This window comes from Lelliottia sp. 7254-16, from assembly GCF_002922995.1.
Taxonomy (GTDB): Bacteria; Pseudomonadota; Gammaproteobacteria; order Enterobacterales; family Enterobacteriaceae; genus Enterobacter; species Enterobacter jeotgali.
Genome location: NZ_PQVS01000002.1, coordinates 232,400 through 250,817, shown reverse-complemented (window position 1 = coordinate 250,817; position 18,418 = coordinate 232,400). Strand labels below are relative to the sequence as shown.

Sequence of the window (18,418 nt, the reverse complement as noted above, 5' to 3'; positions counted from 1 at the left end):
GCATTGATTGTCAGAGACTGTGCAGCCCAAGAAAATCGACAATCTGGGTGAAATGATTCTCAAAGCCCGTGAAAGCATGGTTTCCGCCCTCTTCTACAGTCTGGCGGCAAGAGGCGTAATACGCCACCGCCTGGCGGTAATCCAGCACTTCATCGCCCGTCTGTTGCAGCAGCCAGAGGAGATCCGGCGCGTCCAGAGGGTCTATCTGCATCACTTTGAGGTCGTAAATATGGCGTGACTCTAGCACATATTGCTGTCCGGTGTAGGGGTTCTCGTTTTGGCCGAGAAACTCCGTCAGCAGCTCAAATGGGCGTACAGCCGGGTTGACCACAACGGCAGGCAGCATAAAGCATTGCGACAGCCAGGTGGCGTAGTAGCCGCCCAGCGATGAGCCCACCACGCCGAAGGATTCGCCACCGTGTTGCATTACGATGGACTCCAGCATTTCTGCGGCATCCGCCGGGTATGGCGGCAATTGCGGGACAATCATCTCAATATGCGGATGATGCTCGCCGAGCCACTGGCGAAACTGGGTGGCTTTTGCAGAACGCGGGGAGCTGTTAAACCCGTGCAGGTAGAGGAGCGTAGACATCAGTATCCTTCTGAAGCGGTATCTGGGCGGAACTTTGCCCCTTCCAGGCGACACACTTCCGTACTCAGCGAGCCATCGGCGTGGAGTTCCAGCCAGCGCCATCCGGGCGCAATGGTATCTAACGTGAAGTTGTCGCAGTGCGGTTTAAACTGCACGCAGGTTGACGGGGTCGCCAGCAAACGGCGGCCATTCCAGTCGAGATCTTGTTCCTGGTGAATATGCCCGCAGATCAGGTTGTTCACGTTCGGGTATTTCGCAAGAACGCGGTCCAGCGCAGCCGAGTTGCGCAGACTGTGCTGATCGAGCCAGCTGCATCCCGCCGGAAGCGGATGATGGTGCAGTAACAGCAGGGTGTGTCTTTCGGGCACGTCAGAGAGTTTAGTCTCAAGCCACTCCAACTGGAAATCACTCAGCTCACCGTGCGGCACGCCGAACACCTGCGTATCAAGCAGCAGAATTTGCCAGTGCTCGCCCACGAACACGCGCTTGGCCGGTGAGATACCCGCTTCCTGAAGCGCACTGTACATGGCAGGCTGGAAGTCGTGGTTACCGGGCAACCAGACGGTAGGCACGCTAAAGCTCGCGATCCCGGTAGCAAAATGCTGATAGGCCGCAGCGCTTTGATCTTGTGCCAAATCACCCGTCGCGACAATCAAATCGCAATCGCGATTTTCGACGCGAATGGCATCAAGTACAGCCTGATAACTCTCCCAGGTGTTGACCCCCAGCAAAGTTTCATGCTTTTCGGCGAACAGGTGAGTATCAGTAATTTGTAATATCCTGACTGGCGTCCCACCAGCAACAGTCAGGTTCAACAGGCTTTCCAAATGGTGTCCTTAGGTAGGTTTATGACGCTAACAAACCGGAATCGCCATTGCTCCATGTGCTAAACAATATCTTAGCCAGTCAGCTAAAAACTGGTTAATTTGATGCTTTTCGTCGCGTTGATGCAACTTTTTATTAGGATAATCATATCGCGCTTTGAAGCGAAAGATCTGCTGACTTGAACACACTTCAGCCACCATCGCGTCATGATAGAGCCTGACAGTCATCGACGGCAGGCTCCAGTAGCTGACGGCCGGGGCCGTTTGCTTAATTTCGACCAGCGTAGTGTAGCGAGTGGACTCTGTAATCGTTAAGCGATATTGCGCATTGCTCACCTGATAGCTCACCGTTTCACCGGCCACATCGTTACGCGGCAACAGACGACGTAATTGCGCGAAATTGGTCTCGCACAGGCGCATCATTTCTGGGAAGTCAGGTGTATAACGCTTCATTTTTTCCACTCTTTTCGTAAGTCTTGATAATGCAGCTGGAGCCATTGCAATGCGATGACAGACGCTGCGTTGTCGATTTTCCCCTCATTGACCCATTGATAAGCCTGCTCCCGACTCACCACATGAACACGAATATCTTCGTTTTCATCTGCCAGACCGTGAATACCTTGCGCGGTCGTGGCGTCCACTTCACCCACCAGAATCGAAGAGCGCTCGGTTGCCCCCCCCGGACTTGCCAGGTAGCTCAGCACCGGTTTGGTTCGGCCCACAGTCAGCCCTGCTTCTTCCTGCGCCTCGCGGCGGGCGACATCTTCCGGCGTTTCGCCCTCTTCGATCATTCCGGCGACAATCTCCAGCAGCCACGGGCTTTCGCTGGTATCCAGGGCGGCAATTCGAATCTGCTCAATCAATACCACTTCGTCACGCACTGGGTCAAAGGGTAGCAAGACTGCGGCATGCCCGCGCTCAAAAATTTCGCGTCGGACTTCGCCGCTCATTTCACCGTTAAACAGCCGATGCCTGAAACGGTAAAGTTCCAGTGAAAAAAAACCGCTATAAAGCGTTTCCCGTGCAATAATTTCTACATCGTTTTTGGTGAAAGTCACTGGCAACTTATCTGGTTTCTGCATGGCGGTATCCTGGTCACAATTGTGTTGAAATCATGAATTTCAAGGCTGTTTGGCTGCCGTTTTACAGGCTATATGATAGATTGGTGCAAATTACCGCCAGATGGCACGTAACGCCAACCTTTTGGTGTGGATGATTCTGTTAGAATCGGCAATTATTTTTAATTAGATCAGCGCTAATACTGCTTCACAACAAGGAATGCAAATGAAGAAATTGCTCCCCATCCTTATCGGCCTGAGCCTGACGGGCTTCAGCGCGATGAGCCAGGCAGAAAACCTGTTACAGGTTTATCAGCAAGCACGTCTGGGCAACCCTGAGCTGCGTAAGTCAGCCGCCGACCGTGATGCTGCGTTCGAAAAGATTAATGAAGCACGTAGCCCGCTGCTGCCGCAATTGGGTTTAGGTGCAGATTATACCTACAGCAATGGATTCCGCGATGCTAACGGCGTGAACTCCAACGCCACCAGCGCATCCCTGCAGTTAACGCAGACCTTGTTTGATATGTCCAAATGGCGCGCGCTTTCCCTGCAGGAAAAAAGCGCCGGTATTCAGGACGTGACCTATCAGACCGATCAGCAAACGCTGATCCTGAACACCGCCACCGCGTACTTCAACGTGTTGAGCGCGATCGATTCGCTCTCCTACACCGAAGCGCAGAAACAGGCGATTTACCGTCAGTTGGATCAAACCACCCAGCGCTTTAACGTGGGTCTGGTGGCGATCACTGATGTGCAGAACGCCCGTTCACAGTACGACAGCGTGCTGGCGAACGAAGTGACTGCCCGTAACAATCTGGACAACGCACTCGAATCTCTGCGTCAGGTGACCGGCAATTACTACCCTGAGCTGGCCTCCCTGAACGTCGATAACTTCAAGACGGACAAACCGCAGGCAGTTAACGCCCTGCTGAAAGAAGCCGAAAACCGTAACCTGGCCTTGCTGCAGGCTCGTCTGAGCCAGGATCTGGCGCGCGAGCAAATTCGCCAGGCACAGGATGGCCATCTGCCAACGGTAGGCCTGACCGCATCAACGGGCGTTTCTGATACCAGCTACAGTGGTTCAAAAACCAATACGTCCCAGTACGATGACAGCAACATGGGTCAGAACAAAATCGGCCTGAACTTCTCTCTGCCTCTGTATCAGGGTGGGATGGTTAACTCTCAGGTGAAACAGGCGCAGTACAACTTTGTTGGTGCCAGCGAGCAGCTTGAAAGCGCGCACCGCAACGTCGTGCAGACCGTGCGTTCTTCCTTTAACAACGTGAATGCGTCCATCAGCAGCATCAATGCTTACAAACAGGCCGTTGTGTCTGCGCAAAGCTCCCTTGACGCGATGGAAGCCGGTTATTCAGTCGGTACACGTACCATTGTTGACGTGTTAGACGCGACCACCACGCTGTATAACGCCAAACAACAGCTCTCCAGCGCACGTTACAACTACCTGATTAACCAGCTGAATATTAAATCAGCGCTGGGTACGTTGAACGAGCAAGACCTGCAGATGCTGAACAGCACGCTGGGTAAACCGGTTTCTACAACGCCTGAAAGCGTTGCGCCAGAAAACCCACAGCAGGACGCTAACGCAGACGGCAATATGGCCAACAGCGCAGCACCTGCCGCTCAGCCAGCCGCAGCTCGCACAACCTCTACAAGTGGTTCCGGCAACAACCCGTTCCGTAGCAATTAAGTTTTGCCCGATAACGCTGTGCTTATCGGGCCTACCTTCGTGTAGGCCGGGTAAGCACAGCGCCACCTGGCGCGAAATCACATCCAAACGTAAGCCAACGTAAAGATCCCCCCGTTTGCCCCTCTGCGCTTCATTTTCGACCACTCATCCTCTATCCTGAGCCTTATTTACTTCGTTCTACCACTGGGTCCTGGAAGACAAAAATGAAACGGACAAAATCGATTAATCACGCTTCGTTCCGCAAAAACTGGAACGCGCGCCATCTCACTCCTGTCGCCCTGGCGTTTACCGCCATCTTTATGCTGTCAGGCTGTGAACAATCCGATGAAACGGTATCGATGTATCAGAATGCCGATGACTGCTCGTCAGCCACCGGTAAAAGTGCGGAATGTACCACTGCCTACAACAATGCCCTGAAAGAAGCAGAGCGTACGGCGCCGAAATACGCCACCCGTGAAGACTGTATCGCCGAGTTCGGTGAAGGTCAGTGCCAGCAGGCACCGGCTCAGGCTGGCATGGCGCCAGAAAATCAGGCGCAGGCACAGTCCAGCGGCAGCTTCTGGATGCCGCTGATGGCGGGTTACATGATGGGCCGTATGATGGGCGGCGGTATGGGCCAGCAGCAGCCGCTGTTCAGCTCCAAAAATCCGTCCAGCCCGGCGTACGGTAAGTACACCGATGCGAGCGGCAAAAACTACGGCGCGGCAACCCCTGGCCGTACCGCGACAGTACCAAAATCCGCGATGGCACCAAAACCTGCGACCACCAGCACCGTCACGCGCGGTGGCTTTGGCGAATCTGTTGCCAAACAGTCCACCATGCAGCGTAGCGCGACAGGTTCCACTTCTCGCTCAATGGGCGGCTGATAATGGAACGAGTCAGTATTGTCGAGCGCCCGGACTGGCGCGAAAAAGCCACCGAATACGGGTTTAACTTCCACACCATGTACGGCGAACCGTACTGGTGTGAAGATGCCTACTACAAGCTCACCCTCGCCCAGGTAGAAAAGCTGGAAGAGGTGACCGCCGAGTTGCACCAGATGTGCCTGAAGGTGGTGGAAAAGGTGGTTGCCAGCGATGAGCTGATGACCAAATTCCGCATTCCTAAACACACCTGGGGTTTTGTGCGCCACGCCTGGCAGACTAACCAGCCTTCCCTCTACTCGCGCCTCGATCTGGCGTGGGACGGCGTGGGCGATCCTAAGATGCTGGAAAACAACGCTGATACGCCGACCTCGCTGTACGAAGCGGCCTTCTTCCAGTGGATCTGGCTCGAAGACCAGATTGCTGCGGGCAACCTGCCGGAAGGCAGCGACCAGTTCAACTCCCTGCAGGAGAAGCTGATCGAGCGTTTCGCTGAACTGCGTGAGCAGCACGGGTTTAACTATCTGCATCTGGCCTGCTGCCGTGACACCGTTGAAGATCGCGGTACGGTGCAATATCTGCAAGATTGCGCAGCCGAAGCGGAAGTGGCGACAGAATTCCTGTACATCGAAGATATCGGTTTAGGCGAGCGCGGTCAGTTCACGGATACTCAGGACCAGGTAATTAGCAACCTGTTCAAGCTCTATCCGTGGGAATACATGCTGCGCGAAGTGTTCTCCACCAAGCTGGAAGACGCGGGCGTTCGCTGGCTGGAACCGGCCTGGAAGAGCATTATCTCCAACAAAGCGCTGCTGCCGATGCTGTGGGAGATGTTCCCGAACCATCCTAACCTTCTGCCCGCCTATTTCGCCGAAGACGACTATCCGCCGATGGATAAGTACGTCATCAAACCAATCTTTTCCCGCGAAGGGGCCAACGTTTCGATTATTGAAAACGGCAAAACCCTGGAAGCCGCCGAAGGCCCGTACGGCGAAGAAGGGATGATTGTGCAGGAGTTCTATCCCCTGCCGAAATTTGGCGACAGCTATGTGCTGATTGGCAGCTGGCTGATCAACGATCAGCCAGCCGGGATTGGAATCCGCGAAGATCGCGCACTGATCACTCAGGATCTGTCACGCTTCTATCCGCATATTTTTGTGGAGTGAGTGTTTGCGCCGGGTTGTGCGGCCTGATGCCCTCACCCTGGGGAGAGGGAATAAACACTAAAACGGTAACCCTTGGGTTACCGTTTTGCTTTTACCTCGCCATCGGGCTTTCTTTTAGCCCACCTGCACGGAAAGCATACTCAGACTTCCCATTTCAATACCATCCACCGGTACGGTGACAGGCTCACTGCCGTCCCACGCGCCCAGTACGTACAACAGCGGCAAATAGTGATCCGGCGTTGGGTTAGAAAGCGAACCGCCTTCATGATCCATGTAATTCACCAGCGGATGCTGTTCCGTCGGCCCCTGCCAGGTGAGATTTTCTTTCACAAAATCATTGAACGACGTCGCCCACGGGTAAGGCGTATTTTCGCCGTGCCAACGCGCCGTGCGCAGGTTGTGAACCACGTTACCGCTCGCCACCAGCATGATGCCTTCGTCGCGCAGTTTCGCCAGCTTACGTCCCATCTCAAAGTGCCACGCTGCCGGTTTGGTGCTGTCGATACTCAGCTGCACCATTGGAATGTCGGCCTCCGGGTACATTTTGATCAGCACGCCCCAGGAGCCGTGGTCGAAGCCCCAGGCCTCTTTATCCAGCGTCACAGGAATCGGGGCCAGCAAATCAACCAGCTGTTGAGCAAGCGCAGGCGAGCCCGGTGCCGGGTAATGCGTGTCATACAGCGCCTGCGGGAAACCACCAAAATCGTGAATAGTTTTCGGTGCTTCCATCGCCGTCACGCCGGTTCCACGGGTAAACCAGTGCGCAGACACCACCACAATCGCTTTCGGACGTGGCAACGTCTCGCCGAGATGACGCCAGGCGCGGGTATAGACGTTATCTTCCAGGACGTTCATCGGGCTACCGTGGCCCAAAAACAGTGCTGGCATACGAGAAGAAGTCATGGTGATATCCTTACATAGGGTGTCTGTTTAATGTCACTACATTACCCGCTATCTGCATAACATGAACTCAGATAAGCGTGATGAAGATCTTCAGAAAATTTGAATGTAAGAAAACTGTAAAGCCGGGAATGCCCTCTCGCTTTGCAGCAGATTAATCATTAGCATTAATGAGAATCATTATCATAAGGAGAGTTGAATGTCAGTACCCTTGATTCTGACGATACTTGCGGGTGCCGCCACCTTCATTGGTGCGATTCTTGGCGTGCTCGGGCAAAAGCCTTCGAACCGCGTACTGGCGTTTTCTCTCGGCTTTGCCGCCGGGATCATGCTGCTGATCTCCCTGATGGAGATGCTGCCCGCGGCGCTCGGCACCGAAGGCATGTCGCCGGTACTCGGCTACGGAATGTTTGTCGTGGGTCTGCTGGGCTATTTTGGTCTCGACCGCATGCTGCCCCACGCCCATCCGCAGGATTTGATGCAGAAAAGCGTTAAACCGTCGCACGGAAATATCAAACGTACGGCCATTTTGCTTACCCTCGGCATCAGCTTGCACAACTTCCCGGAGGGCGTCGCCACCTACGTGACAGCCAGCAATAACCTGGAACTGGGTTTCGGCATTGCCGTGGCGGTTGCATTGCACAATATTCCTGAAGGACTGGCGGTGGCAGGCCCGATTTATGCGGCAACGGGTTCAAAACGCACGGCGGTGTTCTGGGCCGGGATTTCGGGTTTGGCGGAAATTTTAGGCGGCGTGCTGGCGTGGCTGATTCTGGGCAGTATGATCTCCCCGGTGGTGATGGCAGCGATTATGGCAGCGGTGGCGGGGATTATGGTCGCGCTGTCAGTTGACGAGCTGATGCCGCTGGCGAAAGAGATCGACCCGAACAATAACCCTAGCTACGGCGTGCTGTGCGGAATGTCGGTGATGGGATTAAGTTTGGTGCTGCTACAAACAGCGGGAATTGGATAAAAAATACGCCGGGATAACCCGGCGTTTTTTTATTTAGCTGGCTTTACGTTCGTGCGCCTGGCGGTAAGCCACCAGATCTTCAATGGTCACCACAGCCATATTGTGTTTCTTCGCAAACTCGATGCACTCCGGCGCGCGTGCCATAGTGCCATCGTCGTTGGTCAGTTCACACAGAACACCCGCAGATTTAAAGCCTGCCAGCGTCACCAGGTCGATGGTCGCTTCAGTGTGGCCGCCGCGAGTCAACACGCCGCCCGGCTGCGCGCGCAGTGGGAAAACGTGACCAGGACGGTTCAGGTCTGATGGCTTCGCATTGTCAGCGGTGGCTGCGCGAACGGTCGTCAGACGGTCAGCGGCAGAAACACCGGTGGTCACACCGTGCGCGGCTTCGATAGTCACGGTAAAACCGGTACCGAAGGCGCTGGTGTTATTTTCGACCATCATCGGCAGATCGAGCTGTTTACGACGTTCGTCGGTCAGACAAAGACACACGATGCCACTGCCGTGACGAATGGTCAGCGCCATCTGTTCAACGGTCATGGTTTCAGCGGCGAAAATCATATCGCCTTCGTTTTCACGGTCTTCGTCATCGAGAACCATCACACCGCGATGTTCACGGAGTGCGGTCAGTGCAAGCTCTACACGATCGGTAGAGGCGCCAAAAGCGGAAAGTAGCGTCTGATTCATGGTAAAAAAACCTCATTAAAATTATGGTTACCAGAATCAGGGCAGTCTTAGGAGCACCGCGTAAGCGGCAAAAAAATAACGTGAGCGGGCCTCGCCCGACTTGGTCGTTACTCTCTCCCATCCGGACTCTAACCGTCGGCTCTGGAATTACACCAGATCTGCTGACCTTTGAGTTTTCACCCAAAGCGCTCGCGGGCTTTCAGCGCAAGGCTGATTTACCGCCGGTGGGGAATTTCGCCCCGCCCTGAGAATAAGCGAGATAACTATAACGCTATTGATTATGCTGGGCAATGCATAAGCATCAAATCATTCTGGTTTTGCACTTCATCCTTCGAGTTGCCTCTGCGTTGGCTGCGCCCTCAAACCCCCGTCACATAGTTAACTATGCTCCAGGGGATTTTCAGGCTTGCCGCCTTGATGCACCTCGAATGATTTTGTGCAAAAGATCGGAGGGAACGCGCTACAATGTTCGCTAACACCTTCTAATCAAGGGAAACGACCATGATTGACCCGAAAAAAATTGAACAAATTGCCCGTCAGGTTCATGAATCCATGCCGAAAGGCATTCGTGAGTTTGGCGATGACGTCGAGAAGAAAATCCGTCAGGTACTGCAATCGCAGCTGACGCGTCTTGATCTGGTGAGCCGTGAAGAGTTCGACGTACAGACTCAGGTTCTGCTGCGCACCCGCGAAAAGCTGGCGCTGCTGGAACAGCGTCTGACCGAGCTGGAAAACCGCAGCCAGCCTGCCGAAGTGAAGCCAGCACCTGCGATCCCACCGGTCGATCAGGCATAAAAAAGCCGGGTGGCGGCTGCGCCTTACCCGGCCTACAAATCTGATGCAAAACTAAACGGCAACCTCGGTTGCCGTTGTTCGTATTTGCTCCCTCTCCCGTGGGAGAGGGTTGGGGTGAGGGCATAAGGCCGCTCACACTCCATTGTTACTGACTGTCTTTCTGGATTTTCTTAATGATGTTGGTGGTTGAACACCCGTCCTCAAAGTTGAGTACCATCACTTCTCCGCCATTGGCCCAGACCTCTTCACTGCCCGCAATCTGCTCCGGCTTATAATCGCCGCCTTTCACCAGCAGATCCGGCAGAATTCCCGCAATCAGACGCTGCGGCGTGTCTTCTTCAAACGAGACCACCCAGTCGACCGCTTCCAGCGCGCCGAGCACAATCATACGCTGCTCTAGCGGATTCACCGGACGCGTTTCACCCTTCAAACGTTTGGTCGAGGCATCGCTGTTCACCGCGACAATCAGACGATCGCCGAGCTTGCGCGCATTCGCCAGATAAGAGACGTGGCCCGCGTGCAGAATGTCAAACACGCCGTTGGTCATCACCACTTTCTCGCCGCGCTTACGCGCCGCCGCGACGGCCGTTTTCAGCTCGTCTTCACTCATCACGCCAAAACCGGTATCCGCACGACCGCGCACTGCATTTTCCAGCTCGATGGGTGAAACGGTAGAAGTACCGAGTTTACCGACGACCACGCCCGCAGCCGCGTTCGCGAAATAGCACGCTTCTTCCAGCGAATTACCCGCCGCCAGCGTCGCCGCCAGCACGCCAATCACCGTGTCACCGGCACCGGTCACATCGTAAACTTCCTGGGCCTGCGTCGGCATGTGCAGTGGCGCTTTGCCCGGTTGCAATAGCGTCATACCCTGCTCAGAACGCGTCACCAGCAGTGCGGAGAAGTCGAAATCAGCGATGATTTTCATCCCGCGCTCAACAATCTCTTCTTCAGTTTTGCACTTGCCTGCAACGGCTTCAAACTCAGACAAGTTTGGCGTCAGCAGCGTCGCGCCGCGATAGCGCTCGAAATCGGTGCCTTTCGGGTCGATAAGCACCGGCACACCCGCTTTACGCGCCAGTGCAATCATCTGCTGCACGCTGGCGAGCGCACCTTTGGCGTAATCAGACAGCACCAGCGCTCCAATGCTGCCCAGCGCCTGCGCGATACGTTCGTGCAGCGGCTCAGGATCGACGCCTTCAAAACCTTCTTCAAAGTCGAGGCGGATCAGCTGCTGGTTGCGGGAGAGTACGCGCAGTTTGGTGATGGTTGGGTGCGTCGGCACAGAAACGAAATCACACTTCACGTTCACGTCGGCCAGCGTTTTGCTGAGCGCGCGCGCCGCATCGTCAATGCCGGTCAGCCCCACCAGACGCGAATGCGCGCCGAGAGAAGCAATGTTCATCGCCACGTTGGCCGCGCCGCCAGGACGCTCTTCGATGGTATCAACTTTGACGACCGGGACCGGGGCTTCCGGGGAGATGCGGCTGGTCGGCCCGTACCAGTAGCGGTCCAGCATCACATCACCGACAACCATAACCCCAGCACGTTCAAACTCTGGCAGTGTTACTTTCATTCCTGACTCCAGAAAGATTCACAATTTGCGCGCGATAATATCACACTTGTTTCTATACGCACGGCTCCACCAACCACTTCTGCCAGCTCGCAGACACCTGCATACGTTCGTTCGTAAAACATTCCGGCGCCACATGGCCCGGCTGTTCCTGTAATGCCAAATGATGCAGCTCGTCACGCAGCGTGGTGTAAGCGTGAGTCAACGTCTGCGCTTCCTGCTCATCCATAATGTCATTTTGCGCCAGCAATTCCAGAATGCGCACGTTATCAGACCAGCGCGTCAGCTTCGGCTTGTCGTGCGCATGGCGGAGCACCAGATACTGCGTAATGAATTCAATGTCGGTAATCCCGCCTTCATCGGCTTTGATATCAAAGCGATCGCGGTGCTTGTTGCCCAGATGCGCCCGCATTTTCTCACGCATTTCTCGCACGTCGATCTGCAATTTTTGACCTTCGCGCGGCGCAATCAACACGTCCCGACGAATGGTATCGAACTGCGCTTTCAGCTGTGGATCGCCGTACACCACGCGGGCACGCACCAGCGCCTGATGCTCCCATGTCCAGGCTTCGTTTTGCTGATAGTCAGCAAAGGATTCGGTGGACGTGACTAACATGCCCGCCGCGCCGGATGGGCGCAGACGTGCGTCCACTTCGTACAAAATACCGGACGAGGTGCGGGTGCTGAACAGATGCATAATGCGTTGCGCCAGGCGCAGGTAGAACTGACGTCCGTCGATTTCACGCTCGCCGTCGGTCATCACGTCCACCGGACAATCGTGCAGGAAGATCAAATCCAGATCGGAACTGTAGCCCAGCTCCCAGCCGCCCAGCTTGCCATAACCCACTACCGCAAAACCGCGCCCTTCGCGATCCGCCAGATGCTTCGGCTGACCATAGCGCACCACCATCTGACTCCAGGCCTGCTGGACCACCGCGTCGATGATCGCTTCCGCAAGCCAGGTGAGATGATCGCTGACTTTCATCACCGGCAGCGTTCCGGCGATATCCGCCGCCGCCACACGCAGCATCTGCGCCTGCTTAAACTGACGCAGCGCCTCCAGCTGTTGCTCCTCGTCCTCTTCCGGGACGCGCAGCAGATACTGGCGCAGCTCGTCGCGATAGGCATCCATCGCTGTCGGCTGATACAGGGTATTCGGGTCGAGCAGTTCATCCAGTAACAACGGATAACGCGCCAGTTTGCTGGCGACCATCGGCGATGCAGCGCAGAGCGAAATCAGATGTTTGAGCGCACCGGGGAATTCGCTGAGCAGCTCAAGATAAGTCGTGCGGGTAATAATCCCGGTGAGCAGCGGCGTCAGGCGCGAAAGTGGAACCGGCGCATCCGCCCGTGCACAGACGTTGCTCAGCAAATGTGGCATCAGGTGATCGAGCACCTGTCGCCCGCGCGGGCCGATAGCGCGTTTGTTCATTTCCAGGCGGAAATCGGCGATCAGCGCCACCACACGATGGCGGTCGTCATCGCTCAAATGGGCCAGCACTGGGGTAGTGTCATCTTCCTGGAGCGCATCCTGCCACAGCTCGCGCCAGTGCTCAGACAGGGTATCGTCCGGCGATTCGGCTTCGTCATCGCCAATCAAATCATTAAAGATCCGCCGTACACCCGCCATATGGGTATCCAACGTCTCCGTCAGCCCCTGCCAGTCGTCAACGCCCATGCCCCAGGCCAGACGCGCCCGATTGAGGTCATCGCCCGGCAGGGTTTGGGTCTGTTCATCGTTGATGCTTTGCAGCAAGTTTTCGAGGCGACGCAAATAGAGATAGGCGTCGTGCAAGGTTTGCGCATCGCCTTCCGGCAGCAAATGCAGCTGCTCAATAGCCTTCAGCGTCGGCAGCAGCGAACGGGATTGCAGGGACGGTTCGCGCCCGCCACGAATAAGCTGGAACACCTGCACGATAAACTCAATTTCGCGAATGCCGCCCGCGCCGAGTTTTATATTGTCTTTCAGGCCCCGGCGGCGCACCTCGCGGGCGATCATCCCTTTCATATTGCGCAGCGACTGAATAACGCTGAAATCGATATAGCGGCGGAAGACGAACGGGCGCAGCATGGCGCGCAGCTCGCTGGCGTAAACATCGCCGTTATCGCCCATGATCCGCGCTTTGACCATCGCGTAGCGTTCCCAGTCGCGGCCCTGCTCCTGGTAATAATCTTCCAGCGCAGCAAAGCTCAACACCAGCGGGCCGCTGTCGCCGAACGGGCGCAGGCGCATATCCACGCGGTAAACAAAACCGTCCTGCGTGGGCTGGTCCAGCGCTTTAATCAATCGCTGACCGAGGCGGGTAAAGAACTGCGCGTTATCAAGTTCACGCCGTCCGCCACGGGTTGCGCCCTTTTCCGGCCAGGCGAAGATCAGGTCGATATCCGACGAGAAATTCAGTTCGCCGCCGCCCAGTTTCCCCATGCCCAAAATCATCAGCGGCTGTGGAGTGCCTTCTTCACTGCACGGCGTACCCCACTCTTTGCAGCAAGCGTCGTACAGCCAGTCGCGCGCAGCTACAATCAGCGTCTCCGCAAGAACGCTCAACTGCTGCAGAGTGCTCTCTTCACTCACCAGCTCCAGCGACTGCGCCCAGGCGATGCGGACCATCACGCGACGGCGGAACTGGCGCAAAACGCGCATCAGCGTCGGCTCATCGCTCACGTCCGTCAGCGCGTCACTTAGCCATTGTGGATAGTGCTGCCACTCGTCGGCCAGCGGCGGTGCCGCTTCCAGTTCAGACAGCCAGTCAGGATTCGCGGTGATGCTCTCCTGCACAAAATCACTAAAAGTAAGCACTTGCTGCGCCTGCTCACTGAGTGAGGAAGCGGGTAATGATTCTGGCAGACGCGCACAGACCGTCTGCCAGTGCTGCGTGAGCTGTGAAGAAAGCGGCATCATGGGGTTCCTTGCCTGAGTTAGCGTTTTCCGCTGTGCAACCAGAACGGCTCTTGCGAAATGGCCTCATTGCGGAAATGTTCAATTTCAATGCGCTGGCGCGTTTCGATGGCATGGCGAAGCCCCTGCCAATTTTCCAGCCACGCCTGCGCTTTGGGTCCATCGTAGGAGCCAGCCAGCAGCAGAACCGTGTCAATATCGCGCGTCAGACGAACCAGCTGATCGGCGTACTGATCGCCAAGCGGTCGGTCAAAAATGGTTTTCAATTCTGAGTTGCTGCGGGACATATGCGTATCGGCGAAACGCTTAAACGACTCAGCAATCTTCTTCTGGGTTTTATCATCCAGAAAACGCTGCCAGCCGCGCGTCACCAGAAACTCAGTTAACGCCAGCTTTGCCGCAGCCGTCTGCGGGCTGTAAACCGCCGTTTCGGCAGAGATGTCCGTCGCCATTAGCGCTTCGGTCTGGGTCAAGAAATCGCGTAAGTGAGCACTCGCTTTACGCGGTACCACGCCGCCAAACAACGTCAGGGTGCTGCGCACCAGACCGATGGCATCCAGTACGTGTTTTTTCGCCCCGCTCACGCCGCGCACCCACAGCTCCTCATGGTATTGCCACTGGCTGAGAGCCAGTTCCAGCGAAGCTTCCAGCCCCTGCTCGACGCTGGATTTTGGTGCCACGTGCAGGATAGTGGTGGTTTTAACCTGGCGCGGCGCATTGCCCGCCGCCAGATGATACCCGCGCGCGGCCTTACTCAAACTCCCCTGACGCAGACCGGACTGGCCCACCAGCTTACGCGCCAGCTTCAGCACGTCGTCGGCATCGCCTTCCAGCAGTTCAAGCTCCAGCTCGCAAATCGGTTCCTGGAACTCGCCTGCTTTGACGTCGCCCAGATCGAGCGCAATTTCGATACGGCTTTTCCCTTCATTCACCAGCCACTTTTCGCGCCAGAAATCGGTGCTGAACAGCGGCTTAACCTGATCCGACAGCCCATCCGGCAGTTCACCGTTCGGCCAGACGTCTGCCGGAAGTCGATTCAGTTCAAGTTCTGGCTTTTCAATGTCGATATTATATTCAGGACGCTGATGCAAACCGCCGACCACACGACCCGCAATTTTCATCGTCATTTCATAACGCCCGTTCGCGCCACGAATGCGCAGGCCCATGTCATGACGGCGCAGCCAGTTATCGGCAGTTTCGTAATAGATGTTGAGAAGTTGAACCGGCTCATGGTGTTCAGCAGTCAGCTGATTGAGATGAGTCCGCAGCGCGTCAACGCTGCCCTTTTCTACGATAAATTTCAGTTCGATTTCTTGTGCCATAGCCCTGTACTTTCGGTTGCTTCACAGCCGCGTCAATGAAGGCGAACTTTCTCGCCATTTGTTTGTCAGTACATAGTATTTTGCGCCAAATTGCCACGCAATGAGCAATTTGACGGGCGTAAAAGTTTAACGCGGTGACACAGATGATTCCGATAGCTGACGCGAATGCTTTGCGTAGCGATACTGTTGCCACTACTATCGTTCCACTTTTTATGAAAATAACGACTGATGATGCTTAAATTACGCCTGATTGGACTGACTTTACTTGCTTTCAGCGCCGCGACTGCGGTCCACGCTGAAGAGAAACGTTATGTTTCTGACGAATTAAACACCTGGGTACGTAGCGGCCCTGGAGATAATTATCGCCTCGTGGGTACGGTGAATGCCGGCGAGGAAGTGGTTTTATTACAGACAAATCAGGACAGTAACTACGGTCAGGTGCGCGACAGCACGGGCCGTACCTCATGGATCCCGTTGAAACAACTCAGCAATGTGCCAAGCCTGCGCACCCGCGTGCCGGATCTGGAAAATCAGGTGAAAACCCTGACCGATAAGCTGACCAATATCGATAACACCTGGAACCAGCGCACGGCTGAAATGCAGCAGAAAGTGGCGCAGAGCGACAGCGTGATCAACGGCCTGAAAGAAGAGAATCAGAAGCTGAAAAACGAGCTGATTGTGGCGCAGAAGAAAGTCAGCGCCGCCAATCTGCAGCTCGATGACAAACAGCGCACCATCATCATGCAGTGGTTTATGTATGGCGGCGGCGTGCTGGGCGTGGGTCTGTTCCTCGGCCTGGTGCTGCCACATCTGATCCCAAGCCGTAAGCGTAAAGATCGCTGGATGAACTAATTCGTCTTATTCACCATACTTACGTATTATCGGGTGAAAAGAGAATTCGGGAGTTGAAGGCGTGAAGATTTATCTGGTCGGTGGTGCGGTTCGTGATGCGTTGTTAGGTCTGCCGGTCAAAGATAAAGACTGGGTTGTGGTCGGTGCCACACCCGAAGAGATGCTCAACGCGGGCTACCAGCAGGTAGGCCGCGATTTTCCCGTGTTTCTTCACCCTAAAAGCCGCGAAGAGTACGCCCTTGCACGCACGGAGCGCAAAGCCGGTTTCGGTTATACCGGTTTTACCTGCTACGCCGCGCCGGACGTCACGCTTGAGCAAGATCTGCTGCGCCGCGATCTGACCATCAACGCGCTGGCACAGGACGACGACGGTACTATCGTCGATGCCTACGGCGGCCAGACCGATCTGCAAAACCGAATTTTACGTCACGTCTCCCCGGCCTTCTCTGAAGATCCGCTCCGCGTCCTGCGCGTGGCGCGTTTTGCTGCCCGTTATGCCCATCTAAGTTTCCGCATTGCCGATGAAACGATGGCCTTAATGACCGCCATGACCGACGCGGGCGAGCTGGAACATCTCACGCCGGAACGGGTGTGGAAAGAGACGGAAAACGCGCTGACGACCCGCAATCCGCAGGTCTTTTTCCAGGTGCTCCGCGACTGCGGCGCGCTGAAAGTGCTGTTCCCGGAAATCGACGCCCTGTTTGGCGTTCCGGCTCCGGCGAAGTGGCATCCGGAAATCGATACCGGCATTCATACCCTGATGACCTTAAGCATGGCGGCAATGCTCAGCCCGGAAGTGGACGTGCGTTTCGCCACGCTTTGTCACGACCTGGGCAAAGGATTAACGCCAAAGGCCCTCTGGCCGCGCCATCACGGCCACGGTCCGGCGGGCGTCAAACTGGTTGAGAATATTTGCCAGCGCCTGCGTGTGCCGAATGACATCCGTGACCTGGCGAAGCTGGTCGCCGAGTTTCACGACTTGATCCACACCTTCCCAATTCTGAAACCGGCTACCATCGTCAAGTTGTTCGACAGCATTGATGCCTGGCGCAAGCCGCAGCGCGTCGAGCAGATCGCGCTCACCAGCGAAGCGGACGTGCGCGGGCGCACCGGTTTTGAAGCCTGCGATTATCCGCAGGGCCGTTTGCTGCGTGAAGCCTGGGAAATTGCGAAAGCGGTGCCGACGAAAGCAGTGGTGGAAGCTGGATTTAAAGGCCCGGCAATCCGCGAGGAGTTAACCAAACGCCGGATTCAGGCCGTGACAGACTGGAAGGAAACGCGTTGCCCTCAGCCAAAAGACTGAGGGCAGTGGCTTAGAAGAAGACCACGTAGACTGCCGCCGCGACGATAAAGCGGTAGATAGCAAACGGAATGAAGGAGATACGTTTGATTAACTGCAGGAAGGTTTTGATTGCCACCAGCGCGACCAGGAACGCGGTCACAAAGCCCACGGCGAACATCGGAATGTCGGCCGTCGTCAGGAAGTGGTAGCTCTTATAGAGATCCAGCGCGGTAGCGCCCATCATCATCGGCACTGCCAGCAGGAACGAGAACTCGGACGCCGCATAGCGACTCACGCCCATCAGCATCCCGCCGGAAATGGTCGCCCCTGAACGGGAAAAGCCCGGCCAGAGTGCCAGACACTGGAAGCAGCCAATCATAAACGCCTGACGGTAGGTCATATCATCCAGACCCGGTGCTTTCGGCTCTTTCGGCTTCAGCAGTTCAGCGGCAATCAGCAACACACCGCCGACCACCAGCGCATACATCACGTTTATCGGGTTAAACAACGATTTGATCGTGTCGTGGAAAATCAGCCCCAGCACCACCGCCGGCACCATCCCAAGCAGGATGTGAATCAGCGTCAGACGGCCTTTGCCCTCGCCTTCGTGCTGCGGCTGACGACCAAAGTGAATGCCGATCAGACCAAACAGGCGACGCCAGAACATCACGACAACGGCCAGAATGGAGCCTAGCTGAATCACCACTTCAAAGGTCTTTGCCGTTTCGCCTTCGAAGCCGAGCAAATGACCGACGATGATCATGTGTCCGGTACTGGAAACGGGCAAAAACTCCGTCAATCCTTCGACCACACCCAGTATTGCCGCCACCAGCAGCGAGTGTATATCGCTCATCTATTAACCCTTCTAAAAATGTAAAAAAACGGCGCACCACACTGGACGCCGTGAAAGAGACAGCTTTAAGA

Annotated in this window: 17 protein-coding genes and 1 riboswitch; of the genes, 7 read left to right on the top strand and 10 right to left on the bottom strand. The window is 55.7% G+C overall.

What is annotated here, in order from left to right; genetic code table 11:
- Positions 1-10 precede the first annotated feature (10 nt).
- The 4 genes from yqiA to nudF are packed head-to-tail and all read right to left on the bottom strand — an operon-like array spanning position 11 to position 2,498.
- Positions 11-592: an esterase YqiA gene (gene yqiA, locus C3708_RS04030; protein ID WP_095283397.1), complete on the bottom strand. Its 582-nt coding sequence runs from the start codon at positions 590-592 to the stop codon at positions 11-13.
- A complete protein-coding gene (cpdA, locus tag C3708_RS04025; RefSeq protein WP_103946986.1) occupies positions 592-1,419 on the bottom strand; it encodes a 3',5'-cyclic-AMP phosphodiesterase in 828 nt (275 codons plus the stop codon). Before cpdA ends, yqiA begins: the two co-directional genes overlap by 1 nt.
- A gap of 27 nt (positions 1,420-1,446) precedes the next feature.
- Positions 1,447-1,869: a DUF1249 family protein gene (locus C3708_RS04020; RefSeq protein WP_095283399.1), complete on the bottom strand. Its 423-nt coding sequence runs from the start codon at positions 1,867-1,869 to the stop codon at positions 1,447-1,449.
- Complete coding sequence (gene nudF, locus C3708_RS04015; protein ID WP_103948882.1) at positions 1,866-2,498, bottom strand: ADP-ribose diphosphatase; 633 nt, start codon at positions 2,496-2,498, stop codon at positions 1,866-1,868. The genes C3708_RS04020 and nudF overlap by 4 nt, the downstream gene beginning before the upstream one ends.
- Before the next feature lie 202 nt (positions 2,499-2,700).
- On the opposite strand from nudF, the gene tolC reads away from it, so the two are divergent.
- The 3 genes from tolC to C3708_RS04000 all read left to right on the top strand — a co-directional run bounded on the left by tolC (position 2,701) and on the right by C3708_RS04000 (position 6,211).
- The gene (gene tolC / locus C3708_RS04010; protein ID WP_095283401.1) at positions 2,701-4,182 is read left to right on the top strand and encodes an outer membrane channel protein TolC; all 1,482 of its coding nucleotides are present in this window, start codon (positions 2,701-2,703) and stop codon (positions 4,180-4,182) included.
- Between the two features lie 203 nt (positions 4,183-4,385).
- On the top strand, positions 4,386-5,048 hold the full coding sequence (locus C3708_RS04005; protein WP_095283402.1) for a DUF1190 family protein: 663 nt from the start codon (positions 4,386-4,388) through the stop codon (positions 5,046-5,048).
- Positions 5,049-5,050: 2 nt separating this feature from the next.
- Positions 5,051-6,211 (top strand): glutathionylspermidine synthase family protein, encoded by a 1,161-nt coding sequence (locus C3708_RS04000; protein WP_103946988.1) that lies wholly within the window; start codon positions 5,051-5,053, stop codon positions 6,209-6,211.
- Between the two features lie 114 nt (positions 6,212-6,325).
- On the opposite strand, the gene ygiD is transcribed toward C3708_RS04000, so the two are convergent.
- Complete coding sequence (gene ygiD, locus C3708_RS03995; RefSeq protein WP_103946989.1) at positions 6,326-7,114, bottom strand: 4,5-DOPA dioxygenase extradiol; 789 nt, start codon at positions 7,112-7,114, stop codon at positions 6,326-6,328.
- 196 nt (positions 7,115-7,310) lie between these two features.
- On the opposite strand from ygiD, the gene zupT reads away from it, so the two are divergent.
- Positions 7,311-8,084 (top strand): zinc transporter ZupT, encoded by a 774-nt coding sequence (gene zupT, locus C3708_RS03990; RefSeq protein ID WP_103946990.1) that lies wholly within the window; start codon positions 7,311-7,313, stop codon positions 8,082-8,084.
- Positions 8,085-8,117: 33 nt separating this feature from the next.
- On the opposite strand, the gene ribB is transcribed toward zupT, so the two are convergent.
- A complete protein-coding gene (ribB, locus tag C3708_RS03985) occupies positions 8,118-8,771 on the bottom strand; it encodes a 3,4-dihydroxy-2-butanone-4-phosphate synthase (protein WP_103948881.1) in 654 nt (217 codons plus the stop codon).
- Between the two features lie 105 nt (positions 8,772-8,876).
- A riboswitch (FMN riboswitch) is annotated at positions 8,877-9,027 on the bottom strand.
- A gap of 245 nt (positions 9,028-9,272) precedes the next feature.
- Here ribB and ubiK point away from each other — a divergent pair.
- A complete protein-coding gene (gene ubiK / locus C3708_RS03975; RefSeq protein WP_095283407.1) occupies positions 9,273-9,566 on the top strand; it encodes a ubiquinone biosynthesis accessory factor UbiK in 294 nt (97 codons plus the stop codon).
- Between the two features lie 145 nt (positions 9,567-9,711).
- Here ubiK and hldE read toward each other — a convergent pair whose 3' ends face one another.
- Genes hldE through C3708_RS03960 form a run of 3 tightly spaced genes read right to left on the bottom strand, consistent with a single transcriptional unit; the run spans position 9,712 to position 15,360 of the window.
- Positions 9,712-11,142 (bottom strand): bifunctional D-glycero-beta-D-manno-heptose-7-phosphate kinase/D-glycero-beta-D-manno-heptose 1-phosphate adenylyltransferase HldE, encoded by a 1,431-nt coding sequence (gene hldE, locus C3708_RS03970; protein WP_095283408.1) that lies wholly within the window; start codon positions 11,140-11,142, stop codon positions 9,712-9,714.
- A 52-nt stretch (positions 11,143-11,194) separates the two neighbouring features.
- Positions 11,195-14,038, bottom strand: a complete 2,844-nt coding sequence (gene glnE, locus C3708_RS03965) for a bifunctional [glutamate--ammonia ligase]-adenylyl-L-tyrosine phosphorylase/[glutamate--ammonia-ligase] adenylyltransferase (RefSeq protein ID WP_103946992.1) — start codon at positions 14,036-14,038, stop codon at positions 11,195-11,197.
- Positions 14,039-14,058: 20 nt separating this feature from the next.
- Positions 14,059-15,360: an inorganic triphosphatase gene (locus tag C3708_RS03960; RefSeq protein ID WP_103946993.1), complete on the bottom strand. Its 1,302-nt coding sequence runs from the start codon at positions 15,358-15,360 to the stop codon at positions 14,059-14,061.
- A 231-nt stretch (positions 15,361-15,591) separates the two neighbouring features.
- Here C3708_RS03960 and C3708_RS03955 point away from each other — a divergent pair, with 231 nt between their 5' ends.
- Positions 15,592-16,212: a TIGR04211 family SH3 domain-containing protein gene (locus C3708_RS03955; RefSeq protein ID WP_095284379.1), complete on the top strand. Its 621-nt coding sequence runs from the start codon at positions 15,592-15,594 to the stop codon at positions 16,210-16,212.
- 61 nt (positions 16,213-16,273) lie between these two features.
- Positions 16,274-17,515, top strand: a complete 1,242-nt coding sequence (locus C3708_RS03950) for a multifunctional CCA addition/repair protein (protein WP_103946994.1) — start codon at positions 16,274-16,276, stop codon at positions 17,513-17,515.
- 10 nt (positions 17,516-17,525) lie between these two features.
- Here the strand turns inward: C3708_RS03950 and bacA are convergent, their stop codons facing one another.
- Entirely contained in the window at positions 17,526-18,347 is an 822-nt protein-coding gene (gene bacA / locus C3708_RS03945) for an undecaprenyl-diphosphate phosphatase (RefSeq protein ID WP_095283412.1), read from the bottom strand.
- Positions 18,348-18,418: the final 71 nt, after the last annotated feature.